The following is a 20157-nucleotide window of genomic DNA, read 5'->3' as shown; positions in this document are numbered from 1 at the left end:
CGGTGGGACTTACCGAAGGCGGGCCATCAGAGCATGCTCCACGAGCGTGATAAGCGCGCTCTTGGCGTCCGCGCGGTGGCGGGCGTCGGTGGTGATGATGGGGGTGTCCGGGCCGATCTGCAGGGCCTCGCGGACTTCCTCCGGGTTGTACGGCTGGTGGCCGTCGAAGCCGTTCAGCGCGATGACGAACGGCAGCCCGCTGTTCTCGAAGTAGTCGACAGCCGGGAAGCAGTCGGCGAGCCGCCGGGTGTCCACGAGCACGACGGCGCCGATGGCGCCGCGGACCAGGTCGTCCCACATGAACCAGAAGCGGTCCTGGCCCGGGGTACCGAAGAGGTACAGGATCAGGTCCTGGTCCAGGGTGATACGGCCGAAGTCCATCGCGACAGTCGTCGTCGTCTTGTCGCCGGTGTGCGTGAGGTCGTCGATGCCCGCCGACGCAGACGTCATCACGGCCTCGGTACGCAGCGGGTTGATCTCCGAGACGGCGCCGACGAACGTGGTCTTGCCCACGCCGAAGCCACCCGCCACCACGATCTTCGCGCTGGTGGTTGAACGGGCCGCGCCGCCGCTAGAGCTTGCGAAGTCCACTGAGCACCCTTTCGAGCAGTGTCACGTCTGGCTGACCGCCGGCGGCTTCGTCGCCGCCGGGCTGGTGGATGGCGACAAGTCCGGCCTCGGCCAGGTCGGCGACGAGAATCCGGGCAACGCCGAGGGGGATGGAGAGGAGCGCCGAGATCTCGGCGACCGACTTGATCTCGAAGCAGAGCCGGCAGATCCGCTGGTGCTCGGGCAACTGCCCCTGCAGCCGGGACGGATCGGCCGTCGTGCTGACCAGCGCCTCGATGGCGAGCTGGTAACGCGGCCGGGTCCGGCCGCCGGTCATCGCGTAAGGACGCACGAGCGGGTTGTGCACACCCGGACCGCCCGAACCACCCGAACCGCTCGTGCGGCGCGCGGCACTCGGCGCGCTCGGAGCGCTCACGGGCGACGGCTGGGCCTGCGGCTGCTGATAGGGCTGCTGTACACCCTGTCTGCTCGGTGCGGAGGGAAAGTTGAACCGGTTCTGCGCCGTGTCTCCGTGCGGCTGCTGCGCCTCAAAACCGTTGTAAGGGCGTCCGCCCGGGGGTGTTCCCACGTCTCCTCCTCCGACTGCCTCGCGGTCCATGTCCCTGTGGAGCCGCGCCACCGCACCTTACGGTGCGGTGGCGAGATACGCACTGTCTGTCTGTTAGTTGAGCAGACTTCCCTGAAGCTCCGCCCGGAGGTCAGGAGTCAGCACGCTGCCCGCACGGTCGACGAGCAGCGCCATCTCGTAACCCACGAGACCGATGTCCGCCTCGGGGTGCGCGAGTACGGCCAGCGAGGAGCCGTCCGAGATCGACATGATGAAGAGGAAGCCGCGCTCCATCTCCACGACGGTCTGGTTGACCGCACCACCCTCGAAGATCCGGGACGCGCCCGCGGTCAGCGAGGTCAGTCCGGAGGCGACGGCCGCCAGCTGGTCGGCTCGGTCCCGGGGGAAACCCTCGGACATCGCCAGCAGGAGTCCGTCGGCGGAGACCACCACCGTGTGGGACACCCCAGGGGTGTTGTCCACGAAGTTGGTGATCAACCAGTTCAGATTCTGCGCCGCCTGGCTCATGCTCACACTAACGCTCCTGGTTGTAGGTACTGCCCGGGCCGAGGCCCGATCCGTTCGTGTCCGTTCCCGCGGTGCGTCCCTGCTGGACGCCACGGCGCAGGTTGCTCAACCTGCCTCGCACGTCCTCGGGGGCGCGGGAGACCTGGGGGCCGCCCTGCGGGGTCTGCTCCGCCGTCCCCTCGACCAGATTGGCCTTCGGGACGCGCCGCGGAAGGCCGGAGGAGGTGACCCCGCCCGCCTTCGGCTCGCGGAGCTTCTCGGCCCGCATCCAGCGCTCGTCGTTGGTCGAGCGCCATTCCTCGGAGCCGTCGGCTTCGTTCTGCTGCGCCGGCTGCTGGGCCGTCCGCGTGGGCAGCGGCTGCTGCGCGGGCTGAGGCGCCTGCGCGGCGGTGCTGCCACGGCGCGGCAGACCGGCATCGGTCAGCGCGTGGCCGGCGTCCGGGGCCGGGTTCGGCGTGGGACCCGGACGGTCGAAGCCTACGCGGTCATGAGCCTGTTCGGGAGCGTCCGGAGCAGATTCCGCTTCCGCCTGGTACTGCTGCTCGTAGCCACCCTGGTACGCGCCCTGATCCGCCCACTCGCCCTGCTGGGACTGGGCGTCATAGCCACCGTCGTACTGCGCCTGGCCGTTGTCCTGACCCTGGTAGGCGGCTTCCGCATAGCCGGACTGCGCGGGCTGTCCGTAGTCACCGACGGGCTGGGCGTACTCGTCGTAGCCCTGCTGCGGGTAGTCGTAACCGCCGTGCTGCTGAGCCTGCTGACCGAAGTCGGCCGCGTACTCCTGTACGTAGCCCTGCTCCGGTGCGTACTCCTGCTCCTGCTCCTGCTGTACGTACCCCTGCTGCTCCGGGTCGAGCTCGTCCCGGAACAGCGGACGGTCGCCGCCCTGCGCCTGCGCCTCGAGGGCGGCTCGCCGCTCCTCGCGCTGCAGCGAGCGGTTGACCGGGTCGAGCGGCCGGCCCTCGCCGGGCTGCTCGTAGCGCGAGTCGTCGAAGCCGAGCTCGGCCGCGGTCCGCATCGGCTGCTGCACGGGCTCGAAGGACTGCGTCTGCTGCTGCGGGATCATCTGCGAGACGGTGAAGTCGTCCTGCGGCAGCGCCTCGCCACCACCACCGTGGGTGATCGCGTCCGGCAGCATGACCAGCGAGGTCGTACCGGCCTGCTCGCCGGAGGGGCGCAGCTGGACCCGGATGCCGTGCCGGTCGGCCAGCCGGCCGACCACGAACAGGCCCATGCGCTGCGAGACGGCGGCGTCCACGGTGGGCGGGTTCGCCAGCTTGTGGTTGATGTCCGCGAAGTCCTCGGCGGTGAGGCCGATGCCCTTGTCGTGGATCTCGACCATCACCCGGCCGTCGGGCAGGCGGGTGGCGGTGACGCGGACCTTGGTCTGCGGCGAGGAGAACGTGGTGGCGTTCTCCAGGAGCTCGGCGAGCAGGTGCACGAGGTCGGTCACGGCCTGGCCGTGGATCTCGGCCTCCGGGACACCGGCCAGCTCGATGCGCTCGTACTGCTCCACCTCGGAGGAGGCGGCGCGCATCACGTCGACCAGCGGCACCGGCTGGTCCCAGCGGCGGCCGGGCTCCTCGCCCGCGAGGACGAGGAGGTTCTCGCCGTTGCGGCGCATACGGGTGGCGAGGTGGTCCAGCTTGAAGAGGTTCTCCAGCTGGTCCGGGTCCGCCTCGTTGTTCTCCAGGTCGGTGATGAGGGTCAGCTGGCCCTCGATCAGCGACTGGTTGCGGCGCGAGAGGTTGGTGAAGATCGCGTTGACGTTGCCGCGGAGCATGGCCTGCTCGGCGGCGAGCCGTACGGCCTCACGGTGGACCTGGTCGAAGGCGCGGGCGACCTCGCCGATCTCGTCCTGGGAGTCGATCGGAATGGGCTGGACGCGGGTGTCGACCCGGCCCGGCTCGGTACGGGAGAGCTGGTCGACCAGCATCGGCAGACGCTGCTCGGCGATGCCGAAGGCGGCGGTGCGCAGCTGCTGCATCGAGCGGCTCATCTGCCGGGCCATCATCCCGGCCAGGATGAAGGCGGCGAGCAGCGCGATGACCACGATGCCACCGTTGAGGAAGGCGTCCGTCCTGGCGTCGTCGGAGATCGCGGAGGCCTCGTTCACGGCCTTGTCGACGAGCTCCTTCTCGACCTCGGTGTAGCCGTCGAACTTGGCGGTGGCCGCACCCATCCAGGTCTCGGGGGTGACGTCCTGCTTGCGCAGGTCCGCGATCGCGTCGGCGTCCTCGGCGGAACCGATCGCCTTCGCCATCCCGGTGTAGACCGAGCCGTCCGTGCCCTTGGGAGGGTTCAGGTCGGCGGCCTCGAGCTTCTTGGCGCCCTCGGTGGCCTTCTCGGTCATGACCTGCTTCAGACGGTCCACATCCGCCTGGGTGCCGCCGGACTGGTACTCGCCGAGGGCGATCTGCTCCAGGTAGTTGTACGAGTTGAACGCCACCGACTGCTGGGCGAAGACCGCGTCCGACTTGCTGGGGCGCACCAGGAGCTGCATGCCGATCGAGCGCTGCAGCGACTCGGCGGCCTTGGCGAGCTGGATGGCGTAGACGGTACGGCCGTAGCTGGTGATGTTGCCCGTACCGAGCCCGAGCTCGTTGGAGAACTCCATCAGGTAGTGCTGGACATCGGTGTACCCGAGCTGGGTCTGCACCGGGTCCATGGCCTTGGTGTACGCGACCTCGCGGAGCTTCTTGAGGTTCGGCTCCTTGTCCTTGAACAGCTTCAGGCGGCGCTCGAGGCCCTCGCCCTCCGGCATGTCCTTGGTGGCCTGCTCGAACTTCACCGCGGCGGCGTCGCTGGCGGCGTACGCCTGCGTGACCTCGTCGCTCTCGCGGTCCTTCGCGGAGGTGGCCTTGAGGAGCGGAGCGGCCGTGAGGTCGCGCTCGTTGAGCAGGGCCTGGCTGTACTCGGAGGCGGCGCGCACGATGAGCGCCGTCTTCTCGGCGTTCTGCGCCTCCTGCCAGGTGTCGATCGACCCCTTCACCTGGAAGCCGCCCATGACCAGGCCGACCAGCACGGGTATGAGGAGGATGGCGTTCAGCCTGGTGGGTACACGCCAGTTGCGCGGGGACAGCTTGCTGGAGCTGCCCTTGCCGGCCGGGGGCGGGACAGGCGTCGCAGCGATGTCGGCGGGAGACGCCACCGTGCGCGCAGGCGGTGTGAAGTTGCCTCGCGCCTGCTGCTCCGCGGAGCTTTCCTTGCTTCGCCTCACTCGACCAACAACCTCTCGGCGTCGGCACCTACGTTGTGCCGGTGTTTCTGTCAGGGCCGTACTACTCGGGAGTTCATGAATTGCAGCACGTGAAGGGGGTCCCCTCCAAACAGCGCTGAGCGGGCGCTTTCACGACTCGAGCCCGAAGATAAAACGGGCATAAAGAACGAGCCCCGCCAAAAGGCGGGGCTCATGTGAGCACAGTGGTACCGAACGGATGCGTCGGGTGTCCGTGGCTCACCAATTCTCTGTCGAAACGTTATGAACGCGAGGGCGGACCGTGTCAAAGGACACAGACCGCCCCCAGAGAGGCGTACGACAACTGCTGTATACGTTCGCCTACTTGAGTCGTGCCATCAGCGCATGCTCCACAAGCGTGATCAGCGCGCCCTTGGCGTCCGCGCGGTGGCGGGCGTCGGTGGTGATGATCGGCGTGCCCGGGCCGATCTGCAGCGCCTCGCGGACCTCGTCCGGAGTGTACGGCTGATGGCCCTCGAAGCCGTTCAGCGCGATGACGAACGGCAGGCCGCTGTTCTCGAAGTAGTCGACCGCGGGGAAGCAGTCGGCGAGCCGCCGGGTGTCCACGAGCACGACGGCGCCGATGGCACCGCGGACCAGGTCGTCCCACATGAACCAGAAACGGTCCTGGCCCGGCGTACCGAAGAGGTACAGGATCAGGTCCTGGTCCAGCGTGATGCGGCCGAAGTCCATCGCCACCGTCGTGGTGGTCTTGTCCCCGGTGTGCGTGAGGTCGTCGATGCCGGCCGAGGCCGAGGTCATCACGGCCTCGGTACGCAGCGGGTCGATCTCCGAGACGGCGCCGACGAACGTGGTCTTGCCCACGCCGAAGCCACCCGCCACCACGATCTTGGCGCTGGTGGTCGCCCGGCCCTGGGAGCCGGTACCGCCGTCAGATCTTGCGAAGTCCACTGAGCACCCTTTCGAGCAGTGTCACGTCCGGCGTGCCGCCGGTCTCTCCGTTGCCCGGCTGGTGGATCGCCACCATGCCCGCCTCCGCCAGGTCGGCGACGAGGATCCGGGCCACACCGAGCGGCATCGACAACAGGGCCGAGACCTCGGCCACCGACTTGACCTCACGGCACAGGTGGCAGATGCGCTGGTGCTCGGGGAGCAGACTGGCAAGGTGCGCCGGGTCGGCCGTGGTGCTGACCAGCGCCTCGATGGCGAGCTGGTAACGCGGCCGGGTCCGGCCGCCGGTCATCGCATACGGACGTACCAGCGGCTGGTCGCCCTCATATCCGTACGACTCGTCGAGTGAGGCGCCGTACGGATCGTGAGAGGCGGGGGGCGGGGTCATGAATCCTCCGGGCGTGACAGCAAGAAGTCTGCCGTCTGATGGGGCCGGTGGGGGGCCGAATGGGGGCGGCCGGACGGTGTGTGTGCCCGGTGCGGTACGGAGGGGCGTACCGCACCGTCGGTGCGAGGCTAGTGGAGCAGGCTGCCCTGGAGCTCCGCACGGAGGTCCGGGGTGAGGACACTGCCGGCCCGGTCGACCAGCAGCGTCATCTCGTAGCCCACGAGGCCGATGTCGCACTCCGGGTGCGCGAGCACGGCCAGCGAGGAGCCGTCGGAGACGGACATCAGGAAGAGGAAGCCGCGCTCCATCTCCACGACGGTCTGTGCGACCGGGCCGCCCTCGAAGATGCGGGACGCGCCCGCGGTCAACGAGGTCAGTCCGGACGCGACCGCCGCCAGCTGATCGGCACGGTCCCGGGGAAACCCTTCCGACATGGCCAGCAGCAGGCCGTCGGCGGAGACCACCACCGTGTGGGACACCCCAGGGGTGTTGTCCACGAAGTTGGTGATCAACCAGTTCAGATTCTGCGCCGCCTGGCTCATCGCGCTCAACTAACGCTCCTGCTGGTGGGTCGGGCCGAGGGGGTGGTTACCCGTGGTCGAGTTACCGGCCTGGCGGCCCTGTTGGATACCGCGGCGCAGATTGGTGAGCCGGCCGCGGACGTCGTCTGGTGCACGCGAGACCTGGGGGCCGGCCGTGTGGGCCTGCTCCTGTGCGGTCCCGGGTACGAGGTTGGCGCGCGGCACACGCCGCGGCAGCCCCGAGGTGGTGACACCGCCGGCCGCGGGCTTGCGCACCCGCTCGGCCTGGCGCACCAACTCGTCGTTGGGGGAGGTCCGCCAGGAGGCGGGGCCGGCCTGCTGACCGCCGTCGCCGCCCTGGGGGGCGGCGGGACGCCGCGGCGCCGGGGCGGCGGACGGCTGCGGCACGACCGGGGTCTGCATGGTCTGCTCGGCGTCCGGGACCCGGCCGCCGTCCTGCCGGCCCTGGTCCTGACCCGGGGCCTGACCGTGGAACCAGTTGGTCTCCAGCGTGTCGTACAGCGGCGTGCGGCCGTCGCCCGACCCGCTCGCCGGAGGCAGGGCCTCGGGCTGACGGGGCTGCTGAACCCGGGGCTGCTGAGACTGCTGGGGCAGGCTTCCGGCCGGGCGCGGGGCGCCGTAGTCGGAGCCGTCCCGGCGCGGGCCCGGCTGCTGGGGGGCCTGCTGCTGGTAGCCCTGCGGTGCCTGCTGCTGCGCGCCGAAGTCGGGGCGCGCGAACTGGGCGGTGGCCGCCGGGTCCTGCGCCGCAGGCTGGTACGCCTGGGGAGCCTGCTGACGGCCGCCGAGGTCCGCGCCCGTGAACCCGCCGGTGGAACCGGGGGCCTGGGGCGCCGCCGGACGGGCGTACCGGCCGGTGGTCTCCGGTTCCTCGTGGCCGCGCGGGGCGTCCAGCGGGGACGCCTCCTGCCGCGGACGGCGAACCGGCTGCGCCTGGTCGTTGCCCCAGCTCGCGGCCTGCGGGCGCTGCTGCTGCGGGGCGCCGCCGGGGAGTTCGGCGCGCGGGTTCTGGCCGGGACGGCCGCCACCCTGCTGCCCCTGCCGGCCCGGGTGGTGCTGCTGCGCCTGCGGAGGCTGCGGGGGCTGGCCCTGGCTCTGGCTCGGCTGATGGCTCTTGTTGCCCTGGCCGCCCCAGACGTCCGTACGGGACGGGATGGCCCGCTGGGCACCACCGCCGAGCCCGCCGGCGGCGGGGCGCTGCGGCTCCGCGGAGACCTGCGGCATCTGGGCGGTCTGCGCCGGCTGCGGGGCGGGCGCGGGGGCCTGGTGCTGACCCTGGCCCTGGCCCTGCGGAGCACCGTCCCGGCCGGGCAGCGCGGCCCGCGGACCGTTGCCCGCACCGACCTGGCCACGCGCGCCGCCCGCACCGGCACCGCCGCCGAGCAGTCCGGCCGGGGCCGACGGGGAGCCGAGACCCGGGCGGCCGCCACCGGCGCCGCCGGGGCCGCCGGCCGAACCGGGGAGCCGGCCGCCGGGAGCGGAGGGACCCTGCGGCATCGCGCCCTGGCCGCCGGGACCCGCCTTGGGCACCGGCTTCTTGCCGCCCTGGGCGACGTCCACGGGAAGCATGACGAGCGCGGTGGTGCCGCCCGAGTCCGAGGGGCGCAGCTGGATCCGGATGCCGTGCCGCAGGGACAGGCGGCCGACCACGAACAGGCCCATGCGGCGGGAGACCGAGACGTCCACGGTGGGCGGCGAGGCGAGCCGCTCGTTGATCGCGGCGAGGTCCTCGGGGGAGAGGCCGATGCCGGTGTCGTGGATCTCGACGAGCACGCGGCCGTCGGGCAGCGCGTGACCGGTGACGCGGACCTTGGTCTGCGGCGAGGAGAACGACGTGGCGTTCTCCAGCAGCTCGGCGAGGAGGTGCACGAGGTCGTTGACGACCCGGCCGGCGACCTCGGTCGCCGGGACGGAGGACAGTTCGATGCGCTCGTACTGCTCCACCTCGGAGGCGGCGGCGCGGAGCACGTCGACCAGCGGGACCGGGCGGGTCCAGCGACGCCCCGGCTCCTCACCGGCGAGGACGAGGAGGTTCTCGCCGTTACGCCGCATGCGGGTGGCGAGGTGGTCGAGCTTGAAGAGCGAGGAGAGCTGGTCCGGATCGGCCTCGCGGGACTCCAGCTCGGAGATGAGCGAGAGCTGGCGCTGGATCAGACCCTGGGAGCGGCGCGAGAGGTTGGTGAACATCGCGTTGACGTTGCCCCGCAGCAGGGCCTGCTCGGCGGCGAGGCGGACCGCCTCGCGGTGCACGTCGTCGAAGGCCGCGGCCACCTGGCCGATCTCGTCCCGGGAGTGCACACCGACGGACTCGACGGAGGTGTCGACGTCCTGGGGGTCGGCCTCGGAGAGCTGCTTGACGAGCTCGGGCAGACGTTCCTGGGCGACCTTGGTGGCGGTGTCCTGGAGTCGGCGCAGCGACCGGATCATGGACCGGGCCACGACGAAGGCGCCGATGAGGGAGACACCGAGGACGAGGACGATCAGGGCACCGTTGATGATCGCCTCGCGCTGCGACTCCTGGCGCAGCTCGCGGGCCTTCTCCTCCATCTGGCCGAGGAGGTGGGCCTCGATGAGGCTCATCGTCTCCAGCTTGGTGCCGTACTCGTCCGTGAAGTTGAGGTGGCCGCGGGGGGTGCGGCTCTCCATGCCGGAGTCGTTGCTCAGCACCCGGTCGGCGTACTTGTCGGCGGCGTCGATCGACGGGTTGCCGGTGGTCAGCGGGGCGGTCAGATCGTCGGCGTCGCCGCCGGCCGACTCGTAGATGGACGAGAACGCCTTGAGCTCGACGTTCTCGCCGCGCTGGGCGGCGTAGCCGTAGAGGCGGTCGCCCGGCTCCAGCTTGCCCGGCCTGCTGTCGCTGGAGGGGAGCGCGGCGGCGATGATCGCCTGCTGGATGGAGGCGTACTCCTTGGCGGAGGAGAACGCGGCGAGCGCCCGGGTCCGCTTGATCATCTCCGGGTTGCTGGTCGCCTGCGCCATGTCCTGGGAGAGGCTCAGCAGCGAACGGATCAGCCGGCTGTACGCCTCGACCGTCACGGAGTGGGCGACGCCGGGCTTGTAGGCGTCCTGCCGGATACCGCCGATGAGGACGACCTGGGACGCGATCTGGCTGACGTTCTGGCGGATGCCCTGCAGCGCCTCGTCGCCCTCGGACGCCGGGATCTCCGCGGTGGCGTCCATGAACGCCTTCTGGGCGCGGTCCGTCTGTTTGCGGGGGTTGGCGACCTGGTAGTCGCTGGCCGACTTCCGGTTCGCGAGCGGACCGGCGGACAGGTCGCGCTCCTCCTGGAGCGCCTGGGCGAGCTTCGTCGCGTCCTTGGTCAGCTTGGTGAGCAGCTGCATGTGCTCCAGCTGCTCCATGTCCTGGAGCGACTCGCTGATCCGGATACCGCCGAGGCTGGTGGCCGCCACCACGGGAAGGGTCAGCAGAGCGACCAGGCGCGTCGAGATGCGCCAGTTGCGCAGGGCTATTCGCGGCCCGGCGTCGACCTCGGCCTTCAGCTGGGGCACCGCCCCGGGCTCGGCGGCGGGCTTCGCGGCACCCTTGCGCGCGGCGCCGTCACCACCGTCGGAGGCCGGTCCCTGCGCCTGGTTCTGGGCGTGCTGGGCCGAGGAACCGCGGTCGGTCCCGGCAGCGCGCTCCTGCTCCGCCGCAGCATCCCCTCGGCCCTGACGGGCCTGGGGGGACCCCATGCCATCCCTCTTGAAACGTCCCTGCACTAGCGTCGCAACCTCTGGACCAGGCGTCCTTCCGCGTGAGCGGAACAGACGGTGTCGGCGTCGTGGGACACGAATGCGCCCCATGGTGGTCGTCGGTGACCGGCGCAGATCCCCCTTCCCGCCGCTCACCCGGCGCTGCGTTGCGCCCCAGCGCGCCGGTCTTGAAACCCGCGCGGTGCGTGGAATTCCAGCACAGTGCCGGATCTCCAACAAGAGCCGCGTCTCGGACCACCGACCGGATAACAACCGGTGAACATCCTGTCACCCGATGTAGAACATGATCATGGAGGAATCGGACTTATTAACTCCAAAGGCTTACGGGGGTCGAGTGTCCCAGTCGCGATGATCAGGAGCGGAATGAAGCGTTCAGCTACGCATTGTCCGTTTCAGTGACCTCTGAGGGTGGCCCGTAATGCCGGATTTGCCCGCTCGGTGGTGAGCAAACTCACACCCAGATCGGTGTCTGAGCCATGCATTCGAAGGGAATGGGGCGTTTAGCCTGACGCTTTACACCAGCCCCCACTCTGTAGAGGTCTGACACCCGCGATGAAGACGACGATGCTGCTCCGCTCCACGGCCAACCCCCGCCGCACCACGCTCGCACACCTCGAGGACGCCGAGCGGCTCGACCTCGGCGCACAGCGGGAGCACACCATCGAACTCCCCGCCCAGACCGCCAACCCCCGCCGCACCATCCTCATGACCGCGCCCGAGGCCCTCCAGCCCGCAGAGTAATAGGGTTTCCGGGCTCGCTATCCGCCGCCCCTCGCCGCGTTAGCCTGGAGCGTCAGACTCCAGCCAGTAGCAAGTGAGGGGCGACAGCACTCGTGCGCATCGCCAGATTCTCCATCGACGGCAATGTCGCCTTCGGCGCCGTCGAGGGCGAGGGAACCGTCGAATCCGGCGGCCTGGTCCTCGACATCATCAAGGGCATCCCGTACACGGACTTCGAACTGAGCGGCACCAAGGTGCCGCTCGGCAAGGTGCGGCTGCTGCCGCCCGTGCTGCCCAACAAAGTCGTCGCCATCGGCCGCAACTACGCGGAGCACGCCGCCGAACTCGGCAACGAGGTCCCCGACGTCCCCGTCGCCTTCTTCAAGCCCACCACCTCGGTGATCGGCTCCGGCGACGCGATCGAGTACCCCTCCTTCTCCAACGAACTGCACCACGAGGCCGAACTGGCCGTCGTCATCGGCCGCATGTGCCGCGAGGTCCCCCGCGAACGCGTCAAGGACGTCGTCTTCGGCTACACCTGCGCCAACGACGTCACCGCCCGCGACGCCCAGCAGCGCGAGAAGCAGTGGGCCCGGGCCAAGGGCTTCGACACCAGCTGCCCGCTCGGCCCCTGGGTGGAGACCGACCTCGACCCGAGCGACCTCACCATCCAGGCCACGGTCAACGGCGAACAGCGCCAGCTCGGTCGTACGAGCGACATGATCCGCTCCATCGAGGACCTGGTCGTCCACATCACCGAGGCCATGACGCTGCTCCCCGGCGACGTCATCCTCACCGGCACCCCGGCCGGAGTCGGACCGCTCAACGTCGGCGACGAGGTCGCCGTCACCATCGAAGGCATCGGCACTCTCACCAACAAGGTGATCAAGCGTGGCTAACGCGAACGTCCGCGTACGTTTCTGTCCCTCCCCGACCGGCAACCCCCACGTGGGCCTGGTCAGGACCGCCCTCTTCAACTGGGCGTTCGCCCGGCACCACGGCGGTACGTTCGTCTTCCGCATCGAGGACACCGACGCGGCGCGCGACTCCGAGGAGTCGTACCAGCAGCTGCTCGACTCGCTGCGCTGGCTCGGCTTCACCTGGGACGAGGGCCCCGACGAGGTCGGCGGCCCGCACGCCCCGTACCGCCAGTCCCAGCGGATGGACATCTACAAGGACGTCGCCGAGAAGCTGCTCGCCGGCGGGTACGCCTACCACTGCTTCTGCACCGCCGTGGAGCTCGAGGCCCGCCGCGACGCCGCGCGCCTGGCCGGCAAGCCCTCCGGCTACGACGGCACCTGCCGCAACCTGAGCGCCGAGCGCATCGAGCGCTACCGCGCCGAGGGCCGCGAGTCCATCGTCCGCTTCAAGATGCCCGACGAGCCGATCACCTTCACCGACCTGGTCCGCGGCGAGCTCACCTTCACCCCGGACAACGTCCCGGACTACGGCATCGTGCGCGCCAACGGCGCCCCGCTGTACACCCTGGTCAACCCGGTCGACGACGCGCTCATGGAGATCACCCACGTGCTGCGCGGTGAGGACCTGCTCTCCTCCACCCCGCGCCAGATCGCCCTCTACAAGGCGCTGATCGAGCTGGGCGTCGCCAAGGAGATCCCCGCCTTCGGCCACCTGCCGTACGTCATGGGCGAGGGCAACAAGAAGCTCTCCAAGCGCGACCCGCAGGCCTCCCTCAACCTCTACCGGGAGCGCGGCTTCCTCCCCGAGGGCCTCCTGAACTACCTCTCCCTCCTCGGCTGGTCCTTCTCGGCCGACCAGGACATCTTCACCATCGAGCAGATGGTCGAGAAGTTCGACATCGCCGACGTCAACGCCAACCCGGCCCGCTTCGACCTCAAGAAGGCCGAGGCGATCAACGCCGACCACATCCGCATGCTCGACGTGAAGGCCTTCGCCGCGGCCTGCGAGCCCTGGCTCCAGGCGCCGCACGCCAACTGGGCCCCCGAGGACTTCGACCGCGCGGCCTGGGAGGCCATCGCCCCGCACGCGCAGACGCGTGTCACGGTCCTCTCCGACATCACGCAGAACGTGGACTTCCTGTTCCTTCCCGAGCCGGTCTTCGACCAGCCCTCGTGGGACAAGGCCATGAAGGGCGAGCCCGCCGCGCTGCTCACCACCGCCCGCGAGAAGCTCGAAGGCGCCGACTGGAGCGACCCGGAGTCCCTCAAGAACGCGGTCCTCGCCGCCGGCGAGGCGCACGGCCTCAAGCTCGGCAAGGCCCAGGCCCCGGTCCGCGTCGCGGTCACCGGCCGCACGGTCGGCCTGCCGCTCTTCGAGTCCCTGGAGATCCTCGGCAAGGAGAAGACCCTGGCCCGGATCGACGCGGCGCTGGCGAAGCTGGCGGCGTGATCGCGGGCTGAACGACGCTCTTCCGGGGACGACCCCCGAACCCCCGGCAAGGGGGGCGGTACCGTCGACGTATGGCCATCCGCGCGGTCCTGTGGGACATCGACGACACGATCTTCGACTACGCCCGCGCCGACCTGACCGGCATGCGCGACCATCTCACGGCCGAGGGCCTGGTGGACGGATTCGACTCCGTCGACCAGGCCCTCGGTCGCTGGCAGGAGCTCACCGTCGTCCACTGGCGGCGGTTCGAGGCCGGCGGGGTGGACTTCCAGGAGCAGCGGCGCGAGCGCGTGCGTGACTTCCTCGGGGCGCCCGCCCTCACCGCCGCCGAGGCCGACGGCTGGTTCGAGCGGTACATCACGCACTACGAATCCGCCTGGGAGCTCTTCCCGGACACCGTCCCCGTCCTGGACCTGCTCGCGCGTGAGTACCGTCACGCCGTCCTGTCGAACTCCAGCATCCGCAACCAGGACCGCAAGCTGCGGGTGCTCGGTGTACGGGACCGCTTCGAGGCCGTCGTCTGCGCCGCCGAACTGGGGGTCGCCAAGCCCGCGCCCGAGGCGTTCCACGCGGCCTGCGACGCGCTCGCGCTCGCCCCGAACGAGGTGGCGTACGTCGGTGACCAGCCGGACATCGACGCCCGCGGGGCGGTCGAGGCGGGGCTCACGGGCATCTGGCTGGACCGCGCGGGCCGCGGCGGCAGACCCGAGCTGACCCGCATCACCGACCTCCACCAGCTCCCCGCGCTGCTGCGCGGCGAAAGCCGTTTTGGAGCGCCGGACACCTTCGGGTAATGTTCTTCCTGCGCCGAGGGGAGCAAGCCGAAAGGCCGAAACCCACGGAGCACAAGCCGAACAAGATCCCCGCAGGGGATTGCGTTTTGGTGGCCTATGGTGTAATTGGCAGCACGACTGATTCTGGTTCAGTTAGTCTAGGTTCGAGTCCTGGTAGGCCAGCTCGCAGAGCTCATCTGCACCACGCGGATCTGATCCGCAAAGCCCCCGTTGTGTAGCGGCCTAGCACGCTGCCCTCTCAAGGCAGTAGCGCCGGTTCGAATCCGGTCGGGGGTACAGATCCATCCTGCGCATCACCAGGGTCGCTCCCGGTGAACACGTGGTGACATCGCTCGGCACTCCGGTGCCGGGCGGGATCGCTAGGGCCCCCGTTGTGTAGCGGCCTAGCACGCCGCCCTCTCAAGGCGGTAGCGCCGGTTCGAATCCGGTCGGGGGTACTGGTCTAAACCACCATGGCCTATGGTGTAATTGGCAACACTACGGTTTCTGGTACCGTCATTCTAGGTTCGAGTCCTGGTAGGCCAGCTCGCAGAGCTCATCTGCAAACGCGGATCTGATCCGCAAGGCCCCCGTTGTGTAGCGGCCTAGCACGCCGCCCTCTCAAGGCGGTAGCGCCGGTTCGAATCCGGTCGGGGGTACGCATCGAAGAAGCCCTTCCCTTCGGGGGAGGGCTTCTTCGCGTCCGGGCGGCGATGGACACAACTCCGGCCCACCGCTGCGGCGTTGAAGCGGTGGGCCGGGACGAACAAGGAGGGGACGGACGCGATCAGCCGTTGCGGCGCAGCGCCTCGGAGAGGCGAGCGGCCGCGTCGATGACCGCCTGGGCGTGCATACGGCCGGGGTGGCGGGTCAGGCGCTCGATCGGCCCGGAGACCGACACGGCGGCCACCACGCGGTTCGAGGGGCCGCGTACGGGCGCGGAGACCGACGCCACGCCAGGCTCCCGCTCGCCGATCGACTGGGCCCAGCCACGGCGCCGTACGCCCGACAGGGCGGTCGCCGTGAAGCGGGCGCCCTGAAGACCGCGGTGGAGCCGCTCGGGCTCCTCCCAGGCCATCAGGATCTGCGCGGACGAGCCGGCCTTCATCGTCAGCGTCGAGCCGACCGGGACGGTGTCCCGCAGGCCGGACAGCCGCTCGGCCGCCGCCACGCAGATGCGCATGTCTCCCTGGCGCCGGTAGAGCTGGGCGCTCTCGCCGGTCACATCGCGCAGATGCGTCAGTACCGGGCCAGCCGTGGCGAGCAGGCGGTCCTCACCGGCCGCGGCGGCGAGCTCCGCCAGGCGCGGCCCGAGGATGAACCGGCCCTGCATGTCGCGAGCCACCATCCGGTGGTGTTCCAGTGCCACGGCGAGTCGATGTGCCGTGGGTCGTGCGAGTCCCGTCGCCGCGACCAGACCTGCGAGGGTGGCCGGACCGGACTCCAGAGCGCTCAGGACAAGGGCTGCCTTGTCGAGAACGCCCACGCCGCTAGAGTTGTCCATGCAACGATATTCACGTCTCACTCTGTGAAACGCAAGTTCAATTTCTCCCGGAACCTGTGACCCTGGTGGGGCGGCCGCACAACGGCCCGCGAAACGGGTCTCTAGTTGTGCCGGCGTATACGTCGGCCGGAGGGAAAGCGATGGGTAGGACACTCGCGGAGAAGGTCTGGGACGACCATGTCGTCCGGCGCGCCGAGGGCGAGCCCGACCTCCTCTTCATCGATCTGCACCTGCTGCACGAGGTGACCAGCCCCCAGGCGTTCGACGGCCTCCGTCAGAACGGCCGCCAGGTGCGTCGCCTCGACCTCACCATCGCCACCGAGGACCACAACACCCCGACCCTCGACATCGACAAGCCGATCGCCGACCCGGTCTCCCGCGCGCAGTTGGAGACCCTGCGCAAGAACTGTGCCGACTTCGGTGTACGGCTGCACCCGCTGGGCGACGTCGAGCAGGGCGTCGTCCACGTCGTGGGCCCCCAGCTGGGCCTGACCCAGCCCGGCACGACCGTGGTCTGCGGTGACTCGCACACCTCCACGCACGGCGCGTTCGGCGCCCTGGCGTTCGGTATCGGCACCAGCCAGGTCGAGCACGTGCTGGCCACCCAGACGCTGCCGCTGGCCCGCCCCAAGACCATGGCCATCACGGTCGACGGCGAGCTGCCCGAGGACGTCACCGCCAAGGACCTGATCCTGGCGATCATCGCCAAGATCGGCACCGGAGGCGGCCAGGGCTACATCCTGGAGTACCGCGGCTCCGCCATCGAGAAGCTCTCGATGGAGGCCCGGATGACCATCTGCAACATGTCGATCGAGGCCGGCGCCCGCGCGGGCATGATCGCCCCCGACGAGACCACCTTCGCCTATCTGAAGGGCCGCGACCACGCCCCCGAGGGCGAGGACTGGGACGCCGCCGTCGCCTACTGGAAGACCCTGAAGACCGACGACGACGCCGTCTTCGACGCCGAGGTCGTCATCGACGCCGCCTCCCTGGCGCCGTTCGTCACCTGGGGCACCAACCCCGGCCAGGGAGCACCGCTTTCGGCGAACGTCCCCGACCCGGCTTCGTACGAAGACGCTTCGGAGCGCCTCGCCGCCGAAAAGGCCCTGGAGTACATGGGGTTGAGCGCCGGGCAGCGGCTGCGGGACATCAGGGTCGACACCGTCTTCGTAGGCTCCTGCACCAACGGCCGCATCGAGGACCTGCGCAACGCCGCCGAGCTGCTGCGCGGCCGCAAGGTCGCCGACGGCGTGCGGATGCTCGTCGTCCCCGGCTCGGTCCGGGTCGCCCTGCAGGCGGTCGAGGAGGGCCTGGACAAGGTCTTCAAGGAGTCGGGGGCCGAATGGCGGCACGCGGGCTGCTCGATGTGCCTGGGCATGAACCCCGACCAACTGGCGCCGGGCGAGCGCTCCGCGTCCACCTCCAACCGCAACTTCGAGGGCCGGCAGGGCAAGGGCGGCCGGACCCACCTGGTCTCCCCCCAGGTCGCCGCCGCCACCGCCGTACTGGGCCATCTGGCCTCCCCGGCCGATCTGTCCGACGTCGCTACGCCCGCGGGGGTCTGAGAGCCATGGAAGCCTTCACCACACACACCGGTCGCGCCGTCCCGCTGCGCCGCAGCAACGTCGACACCGACCAGATCATCCCCGCCCACTGGCTGAAGAAGGTCACCCGCGACGGCTTCGAGGACGGGCTCTTCGAGGCCTGGCGCAAGGACCCCGAGTTCGTGCTCAACCGCCCCGAGCGGCAGGGTGCCTCGGTCCTGGTCGCCGGCCCCGACTTCGGCACCGGCTCCTCCCGCGAGCACGCCGTCTGGGCGCTGCAGAACTACGGCTTCAAGACCGTGATCTCCTCCCGGTTCGCCGACATCTTCCGCGGCAACTCGCTCAAGAACGGGCTGCTGACCGTGGTCCTCGACCAGCAGGTCGTGGACCGGCTCTGGGAGCTGACCGAGGCCGACCCGACGGCCGAGATCACCGTCGACCTGGAGCAGCGCAAGGTGCTCGCGGCCGGGATCGAAGCCGACTTCGAACTCGACGAGAACGCCCGCTGGCGACTGCTCAACGGCCTGGACGACATCAGCCTCACCCTTCAGAACGAAGGCGACATCGCGGCTTACGAGGCGGCACGGCCGTCCTTCAAGCCCCGTACAATTACCGTCTGAGCAGCGCTTTTCCACGACTGCGCCCCCCACCCTCCGGTGGGGGGCGCAGTCGCTTGTTGAGACCCCGTCGGGCGACAACTCGCCCTAGATGGCACAATCGGTGCATGGAACGCGACAGCCAACTCGAGCTCTACGAGGCAGTCGCCGCCCGATTGAAGGAAGCGCACACAAAGGTGCGCGCACTGCAAGTCCCGGAGGGCGTAAGGATGGCGCTGTCCCGGAAGCTGCTGGTCGTGACGGCCGCGGCGAAGCACGATCTAGCGGACGCGGCAGCGCGTCTGGACCGGTTGATGAAGGACCTCGACGAGGGCCGATTCCCTGAAGACGACTGACACCAGGAACTCCGCAACGGGACTTCCGCGTTGCGGCACTAGGGTGATTAGCCCGTTTCGTGTTTGATTTGCGGTATATACATGCCTAACGTGCGAAAAAGCTTGAACACTTTCGTTCTGGCAATGTCTCCGAAGGGGAAGACGTGAACAAGGCGCAGCTCGTAGAAGCGATTGCCGACAAGATGGGCGGTCGCCAGCAGGCCGCCGACGCCGTCGACCACGTGCTCGACGCCATCGTGCGTGCCGTGGTCGGCGGGGACCGGGTCTCGGTCACCGGCTTCGGATCGTTCGAGAAGGTCGACCGGCCGGCCCGTTACGCCCGTAACCCCCAGACGGGCGAGCGCGTACGGGTCAAGAAGACCTCCGTGCCCCGATTCCGCGCGGGTCAGGGCTTCAAGGACCTGGTCAGCGGCTCGAAGAAGCTCCCCAAGGGAGGCGAGGTCTCCGTCAAGAAGGCGCCCAAGGGCAGCCTTTCCGGGCCGCCGCCCACCATCGCCAAGGCCGCCGGCAAGAAGGCCGCCGCCAAGAAGACCTCCGCCGCCGCGGCGAAGAAGGCCGCCGCCAAGAAGGCCACCCCGGCCAAGAAGACCTCCGCCGCCACGGCGAAGAAGACCACCGCCACCAAGACCACGAGCGCGGCCAAGAAGACGACGGCCGCCAAGAAGGCGACTCCGGCGAAGACCACCGCCGCCGCGAAGAAGACCACCGCGAAGAAGACCGCCCCGGCGAAGAAGGCCACGGCGAAGAAGGCGCCGGCGAAGAAGACCACCGCGCGCAAGACCACCCCCGCCAAGAAGACCACCACCGCCCGCAAGAAGTAAGCGGCGCAGGGTCACAGGGCCACTCACACGCCGGGCCGCGGTCCCCTTCGGGGGAGCGCGGCCCGCGGTGTTGCCCGAGGCGTCAGAACGTCTGCAGGGTGATCAGGGTGATCCGGGGGGCTGCGCCCCCGGACGCGGGCTCCGTCTCGATCCGCACCCGCTGCCCCGGACGCAGCAGCCGCAGCCCGCCCGCGTCGAAGGCGTCGGCCCCGAACTCCACCGGGGTGCCGTCGTCGAGCAGCACACTTCCGCTGCGGGTCTCGGGGTCGTACGTGTACGCGGTCGCCTGCATGGACCGCAGCCTATCCGGCGGCGCGATCGAAGTGGGCGGCCGTCCGCGGCCCGACGCCCAGGCCGAGCGCCGCCGCCAGATCCTCGCCGGTGTCCACGTCCCGGCGCACGGAATCCACCCCCGCCAGCCGGATTTCCACCGCCCCCGACGACAAATGCCGCCGCCGTGAAGCGCCGCCGAAAGCAGGCGCCAATTCCACTCCCGGGCCCGCCGAGAGGAATGTCGTACCTATTCCGGTGGCATCCGCGAGAAATGCCCGCGGGAATTCTCCGGCCAGCTGGAGGACCCGGCCCAGCTCCGCCGGCCGCAGCGCCGGAAGATCGGCGTTCAGCGCCGCCACCCGCGCCCCGGCCCGACCGCCGCGCACCGTGCGCGCCCCGTGGGCCAGCGCCGCGTTGAGCCCGGCGGCGGGGGAGTCCGGCACGATCCGCGCCCCCAGCGCCGAGAGCGCCACCGCCGCCACCTGATCGTCCGTGACGACCACCACATCGCACACCCGCGCGCATTCCAGCGCCGCGGCCACCGTGTCCTGCGCGAACGCCAGCGCCAGCCGCGGCCGCGACCGCGCACCGGCCGCCGCGGCGAGCCTGCTCTTCGCCCGCGCAAGGGGCTTCAGGGGAACGACCAGGGACCAGCCGTCATCCGGATCGGTGTTCATCGGGGCCATTGTCGCCCCGCTCGCGGTCAGACTGTCCGGCGGGAGCCTCGGCCCGGGGCGTACGGTGTTCTCGACAGACCAGGAGCA

General features: G+C 69.9%; 19 protein-coding genes and 5 tRNA genes. 13 read left to right on the top strand and 11 right to left on the bottom strand.

Translation table 11 applies throughout. The annotated features are described in order from the left end of the window. Window positions 1–9: 9 nt before the first annotated feature. The 8 genes from ACIRB4_RS26190 to ACIRB4_RS26155 all read right to left on the bottom strand — a co-directional run bounded on the left by ACIRB4_RS26190 (window position 10) and on the right by ACIRB4_RS26155 (window position 10415). Complete coding sequence (locus ACIRB4_RS26190; protein WP_050791473.1) at window positions 10–591, bottom strand: ATP/GTP-binding protein; 582 nt, start codon at window positions 589–591, stop codon at window positions 10–12. Then, window positions 572–1138 (bottom strand): DUF742 domain-containing protein, encoded by a 567-nt coding sequence (locus ACIRB4_RS26185; RefSeq protein WP_403294610.1) that lies wholly within the window; start codon window positions 1136–1138, stop codon window positions 572–574. Before ACIRB4_RS26185 ends, ACIRB4_RS26190 begins: the two co-directional genes overlap by 20 nt. 93 nt (window positions 1139–1231) lie before the next feature. Further along, complete coding sequence (locus ACIRB4_RS26180; protein WP_005311461.1) at window positions 1232–1645, bottom strand: roadblock/LC7 domain-containing protein; 414 nt, start codon at window positions 1643–1645, stop codon at window positions 1232–1234. A 7-nt stretch (window positions 1646–1652) separates the two neighbouring features. Further along, window positions 1653–4865, bottom strand: a complete 3213-nt coding sequence (locus ACIRB4_RS26175; protein ID WP_403294609.1) for a nitrate- and nitrite sensing domain-containing protein — start codon at window positions 4863–4865, stop codon at window positions 1653–1655. A 339-nt stretch (window positions 4866–5204) separates the two neighbouring features. Continuing rightward, window positions 5205–5795 (bottom strand): ATP/GTP-binding protein, encoded by a 591-nt coding sequence (locus tag ACIRB4_RS26170; RefSeq protein WP_356894194.1) that lies wholly within the window; start codon window positions 5793–5795, stop codon window positions 5205–5207. Next, window positions 5776–6183: a DUF742 domain-containing protein gene (locus tag ACIRB4_RS26165; protein WP_356894192.1), complete on the bottom strand. Its 408-nt coding sequence runs from the start codon at window positions 6181–6183 to the stop codon at window positions 5776–5778. Before ACIRB4_RS26165 ends, ACIRB4_RS26170 begins: the two co-directional genes overlap by 20 nt. A 128-nt stretch (window positions 6184–6311) precedes the next feature. Continuing rightward, window positions 6312–6725: a roadblock/LC7 domain-containing protein gene (locus tag ACIRB4_RS26160; RefSeq protein ID WP_030325548.1), complete on the bottom strand. Its 414-nt coding sequence runs from the start codon at window positions 6723–6725 to the stop codon at window positions 6312–6314. Between the two features lie 9 nt (window positions 6726–6734). Further along, complete coding sequence (locus ACIRB4_RS26155) at window positions 6735–10415, bottom strand: nitrate- and nitrite sensing domain-containing protein (RefSeq protein ID WP_403294608.1); 3681 nt, start codon at window positions 10413–10415, stop codon at window positions 6735–6737. Between the two features lie 573 nt (window positions 10416–10988). Here ACIRB4_RS26155 and ACIRB4_RS26150 point away from each other — a divergent pair. The 9 genes from ACIRB4_RS26150 (at window position 10989) to ACIRB4_RS26110 (ending at window position 14958) form a co-directional block, all read left to right on the top strand. Beyond that, the gene (locus ACIRB4_RS26150) at window positions 10989–11177 is read left to right on the top strand and encodes a hypothetical protein (RefSeq protein ID WP_403294607.1); all 189 of its coding nucleotides are present in this window, start codon (window positions 10989–10991) and stop codon (window positions 11175–11177) included. A gap of 92 nt (window positions 11178–11269) precedes the next feature. Next, entirely contained in the window at window positions 11270–12055 is a 786-nt protein-coding gene (locus ACIRB4_RS26145) for a fumarylacetoacetate hydrolase family protein (protein WP_403294606.1), read from the top strand. Next, on the top strand, window positions 12048–13526 hold the full coding sequence (gltX, locus tag ACIRB4_RS26140; protein WP_403294605.1) for a glutamate--tRNA ligase: 1479 nt from the start codon (window positions 12048–12050) through the stop codon (window positions 13524–13526). The genes ACIRB4_RS26145 and gltX overlap by 8 nt, the downstream gene beginning before the upstream one ends. Window positions 13527–13597: 71 nt before the next feature. Next, a complete protein-coding gene (locus ACIRB4_RS26135) occupies window positions 13598–14320 on the top strand; it encodes an HAD family hydrolase (RefSeq protein ID WP_403294604.1) in 723 nt (240 codons plus the stop codon). Window positions 14321–14410: 90 nt separating this feature from the next. Continuing rightward, window positions 14411–14482, top strand: a tRNA-Gln gene (locus tag ACIRB4_RS26130). 41 nt (window positions 14483–14523) lie between these two features. Next, window positions 14524–14596, top strand: a tRNA-Glu gene (locus ACIRB4_RS26125). Between the two features lie 88 nt (window positions 14597–14684). Beyond that, window positions 14685–14757, top strand: a tRNA-Glu gene (locus ACIRB4_RS26120). Between the two features lie 16 nt (window positions 14758–14773). Beyond that, window positions 14774–14845: transfer RNA gene (locus tag ACIRB4_RS26115), tRNA-Gln, on the top strand. 40 nt (window positions 14846–14885) lie between these two features. Next, window positions 14886–14958, top strand: a tRNA-Glu gene (locus tag ACIRB4_RS26110). Between the two features lie 128 nt (window positions 14959–15086). On the opposite strand, the gene ndgR is transcribed toward ACIRB4_RS26110, so the two are convergent. Further along, window positions 15087–15803, bottom strand: a complete 717-nt coding sequence (gene ndgR / locus ACIRB4_RS26105) for an IclR family transcriptional regulator NdgR (RefSeq protein ID WP_005311436.1) — start codon at window positions 15801–15803, stop codon at window positions 15087–15089. 140 nt (window positions 15804–15943) lie between these two features. On the opposite strand from ndgR, the gene leuC reads away from it, so the two are divergent. The 4 genes from leuC (at window position 15944) to ACIRB4_RS26085 (ending at window position 19120) form a co-directional block, all read left to right on the top strand. Next, complete coding sequence (leuC, locus tag ACIRB4_RS26100) at window positions 15944–17368, top strand: 3-isopropylmalate dehydratase large subunit (protein ID WP_403294603.1); 1425 nt, start codon at window positions 15944–15946, stop codon at window positions 17366–17368. 5 nt (window positions 17369–17373) lie between these two features. Beyond that, a complete protein-coding gene (gene leuD / locus ACIRB4_RS26095) occupies window positions 17374–17967 on the top strand; it encodes a 3-isopropylmalate dehydratase small subunit (protein ID WP_403294602.1) in 594 nt (197 codons plus the stop codon). Window positions 17968–18071: 104 nt separating this feature from the next. Then, the gene (locus ACIRB4_RS26090; protein WP_361434521.1) at window positions 18072–18299 is read left to right on the top strand and encodes a hypothetical protein; all 228 of its coding nucleotides are present in this window, start codon (window positions 18072–18074) and stop codon (window positions 18297–18299) included. A 143-nt stretch (window positions 18300–18442) separates the two neighbouring features. Then, window positions 18443–19120 carry an HU family DNA-binding protein gene (locus tag ACIRB4_RS26085; protein WP_403294601.1) on the top strand — a complete coding sequence of 226 codons (678 nt, stop codon included), beginning with the start codon at window positions 18443–18445 and terminating at the stop codon, window positions 19118–19120. An 82-nt stretch (window positions 19121–19202) separates the two neighbouring features. Here ACIRB4_RS26085 and ACIRB4_RS26080 read toward each other — a convergent pair whose 3' ends face one another. Then, complete coding sequence (locus tag ACIRB4_RS26080) at window positions 19203–19412, bottom strand: hypothetical protein (RefSeq protein WP_403294600.1); 210 nt, start codon at window positions 19410–19412, stop codon at window positions 19203–19205. Window positions 19413–19422: 10 nt separating this feature from the next. Beyond that, on the bottom strand, window positions 19423–20070 hold the full coding sequence (gene cofC, locus ACIRB4_RS26075; protein ID WP_403294599.1) for a 2-phospho-L-lactate guanylyltransferase: 648 nt from the start codon (window positions 20068–20070) through the stop codon (window positions 19423–19425). Window positions 20071–20157: the final 87 nt, after the last annotated feature.

It is taken from the genome of Streptomyces sp. NPDC093600 (genome assembly GCF_044764755.1).
Taxonomy (GTDB): Bacteria; Actinomycetota; Actinomycetes; order Streptomycetales; family Streptomycetaceae; genus Streptomyces.
Note: the sequence above shows the minus strand (reverse complement) of the source record. Positions and strands in the feature narration are given on the sequence as shown.

Bases quoted from the DNA above. Each gene is read 5' to 3' on its own strand.
- ndgR (WP_005311436.1), bottom strand. From the start codon at position 15,803: ATGGACAACTCTAGCGGCGTGGGCGTTCTCGACAAGGCAGCCCTTGTC.
- ACIRB4_RS26155 (WP_403294608.1), bottom strand. From the start codon at position 10,415: ATGGGGTCCCCCCAGGCCCGTCAGGGCCGAGGGGATGCTGCGGCGGAG.
- leuC (WP_403294603.1), top strand. From the start codon at position 15,944: ATGGGTAGGACACTCGCGGAGAAGGTCTGGGACGACCATGTCGTCCGG.
- ACIRB4_RS26165 (WP_356894192.1), bottom strand. From the start codon at position 6,183: ATGACCCCGCCCCCCGCCTCTCACGATCCGTACGGCGCCTCACTCGAC.
- ACIRB4_RS26160 (WP_030325548.1), bottom strand. From the start codon at position 6,725: ATGAGCCAGGCGGCGCAGAATCTGAACTGGTTGATCACCAACTTCGTG.
- ACIRB4_RS26150 (WP_403294607.1), top strand. From the start codon at position 10,989: ATGAAGACGACGATGCTGCTCCGCTCCACGGCCAACCCCCGCCGCACC.
- cofC (WP_403294599.1), bottom strand. From the start codon at position 20,070: ATGAACACCGATCCGGATGACGGCTGGTCCCTGGTCGTTCCCCTGAAG.
- ACIRB4_RS26180 (WP_005311461.1), bottom strand. From the start codon at position 1,645: ATGAGCCAGGCGGCGCAGAATCTGAACTGGTTGATCACCAACTTCGTG.
- leuD (WP_403294602.1), top strand. From the start codon at position 17,374: ATGGAAGCCTTCACCACACACACCGGTCGCGCCGTCCCGCTGCGCCGC.
- ACIRB4_RS26080 (WP_403294600.1), bottom strand. From the start codon at position 19,412: ATGCAGGCGACCGCGTACACGTACGACCCCGAGACCCGCAGCGGAAGT.
- ACIRB4_RS26090 (WP_361434521.1), top strand. From the start codon at position 18,072: ATGGAACGCGACAGCCAACTCGAGCTCTACGAGGCAGTCGCCGCCCGA.
- ACIRB4_RS26135 (WP_403294604.1), top strand. From the start codon at position 13,598: ATGGCCATCCGCGCGGTCCTGTGGGACATCGACGACACGATCTTCGAC.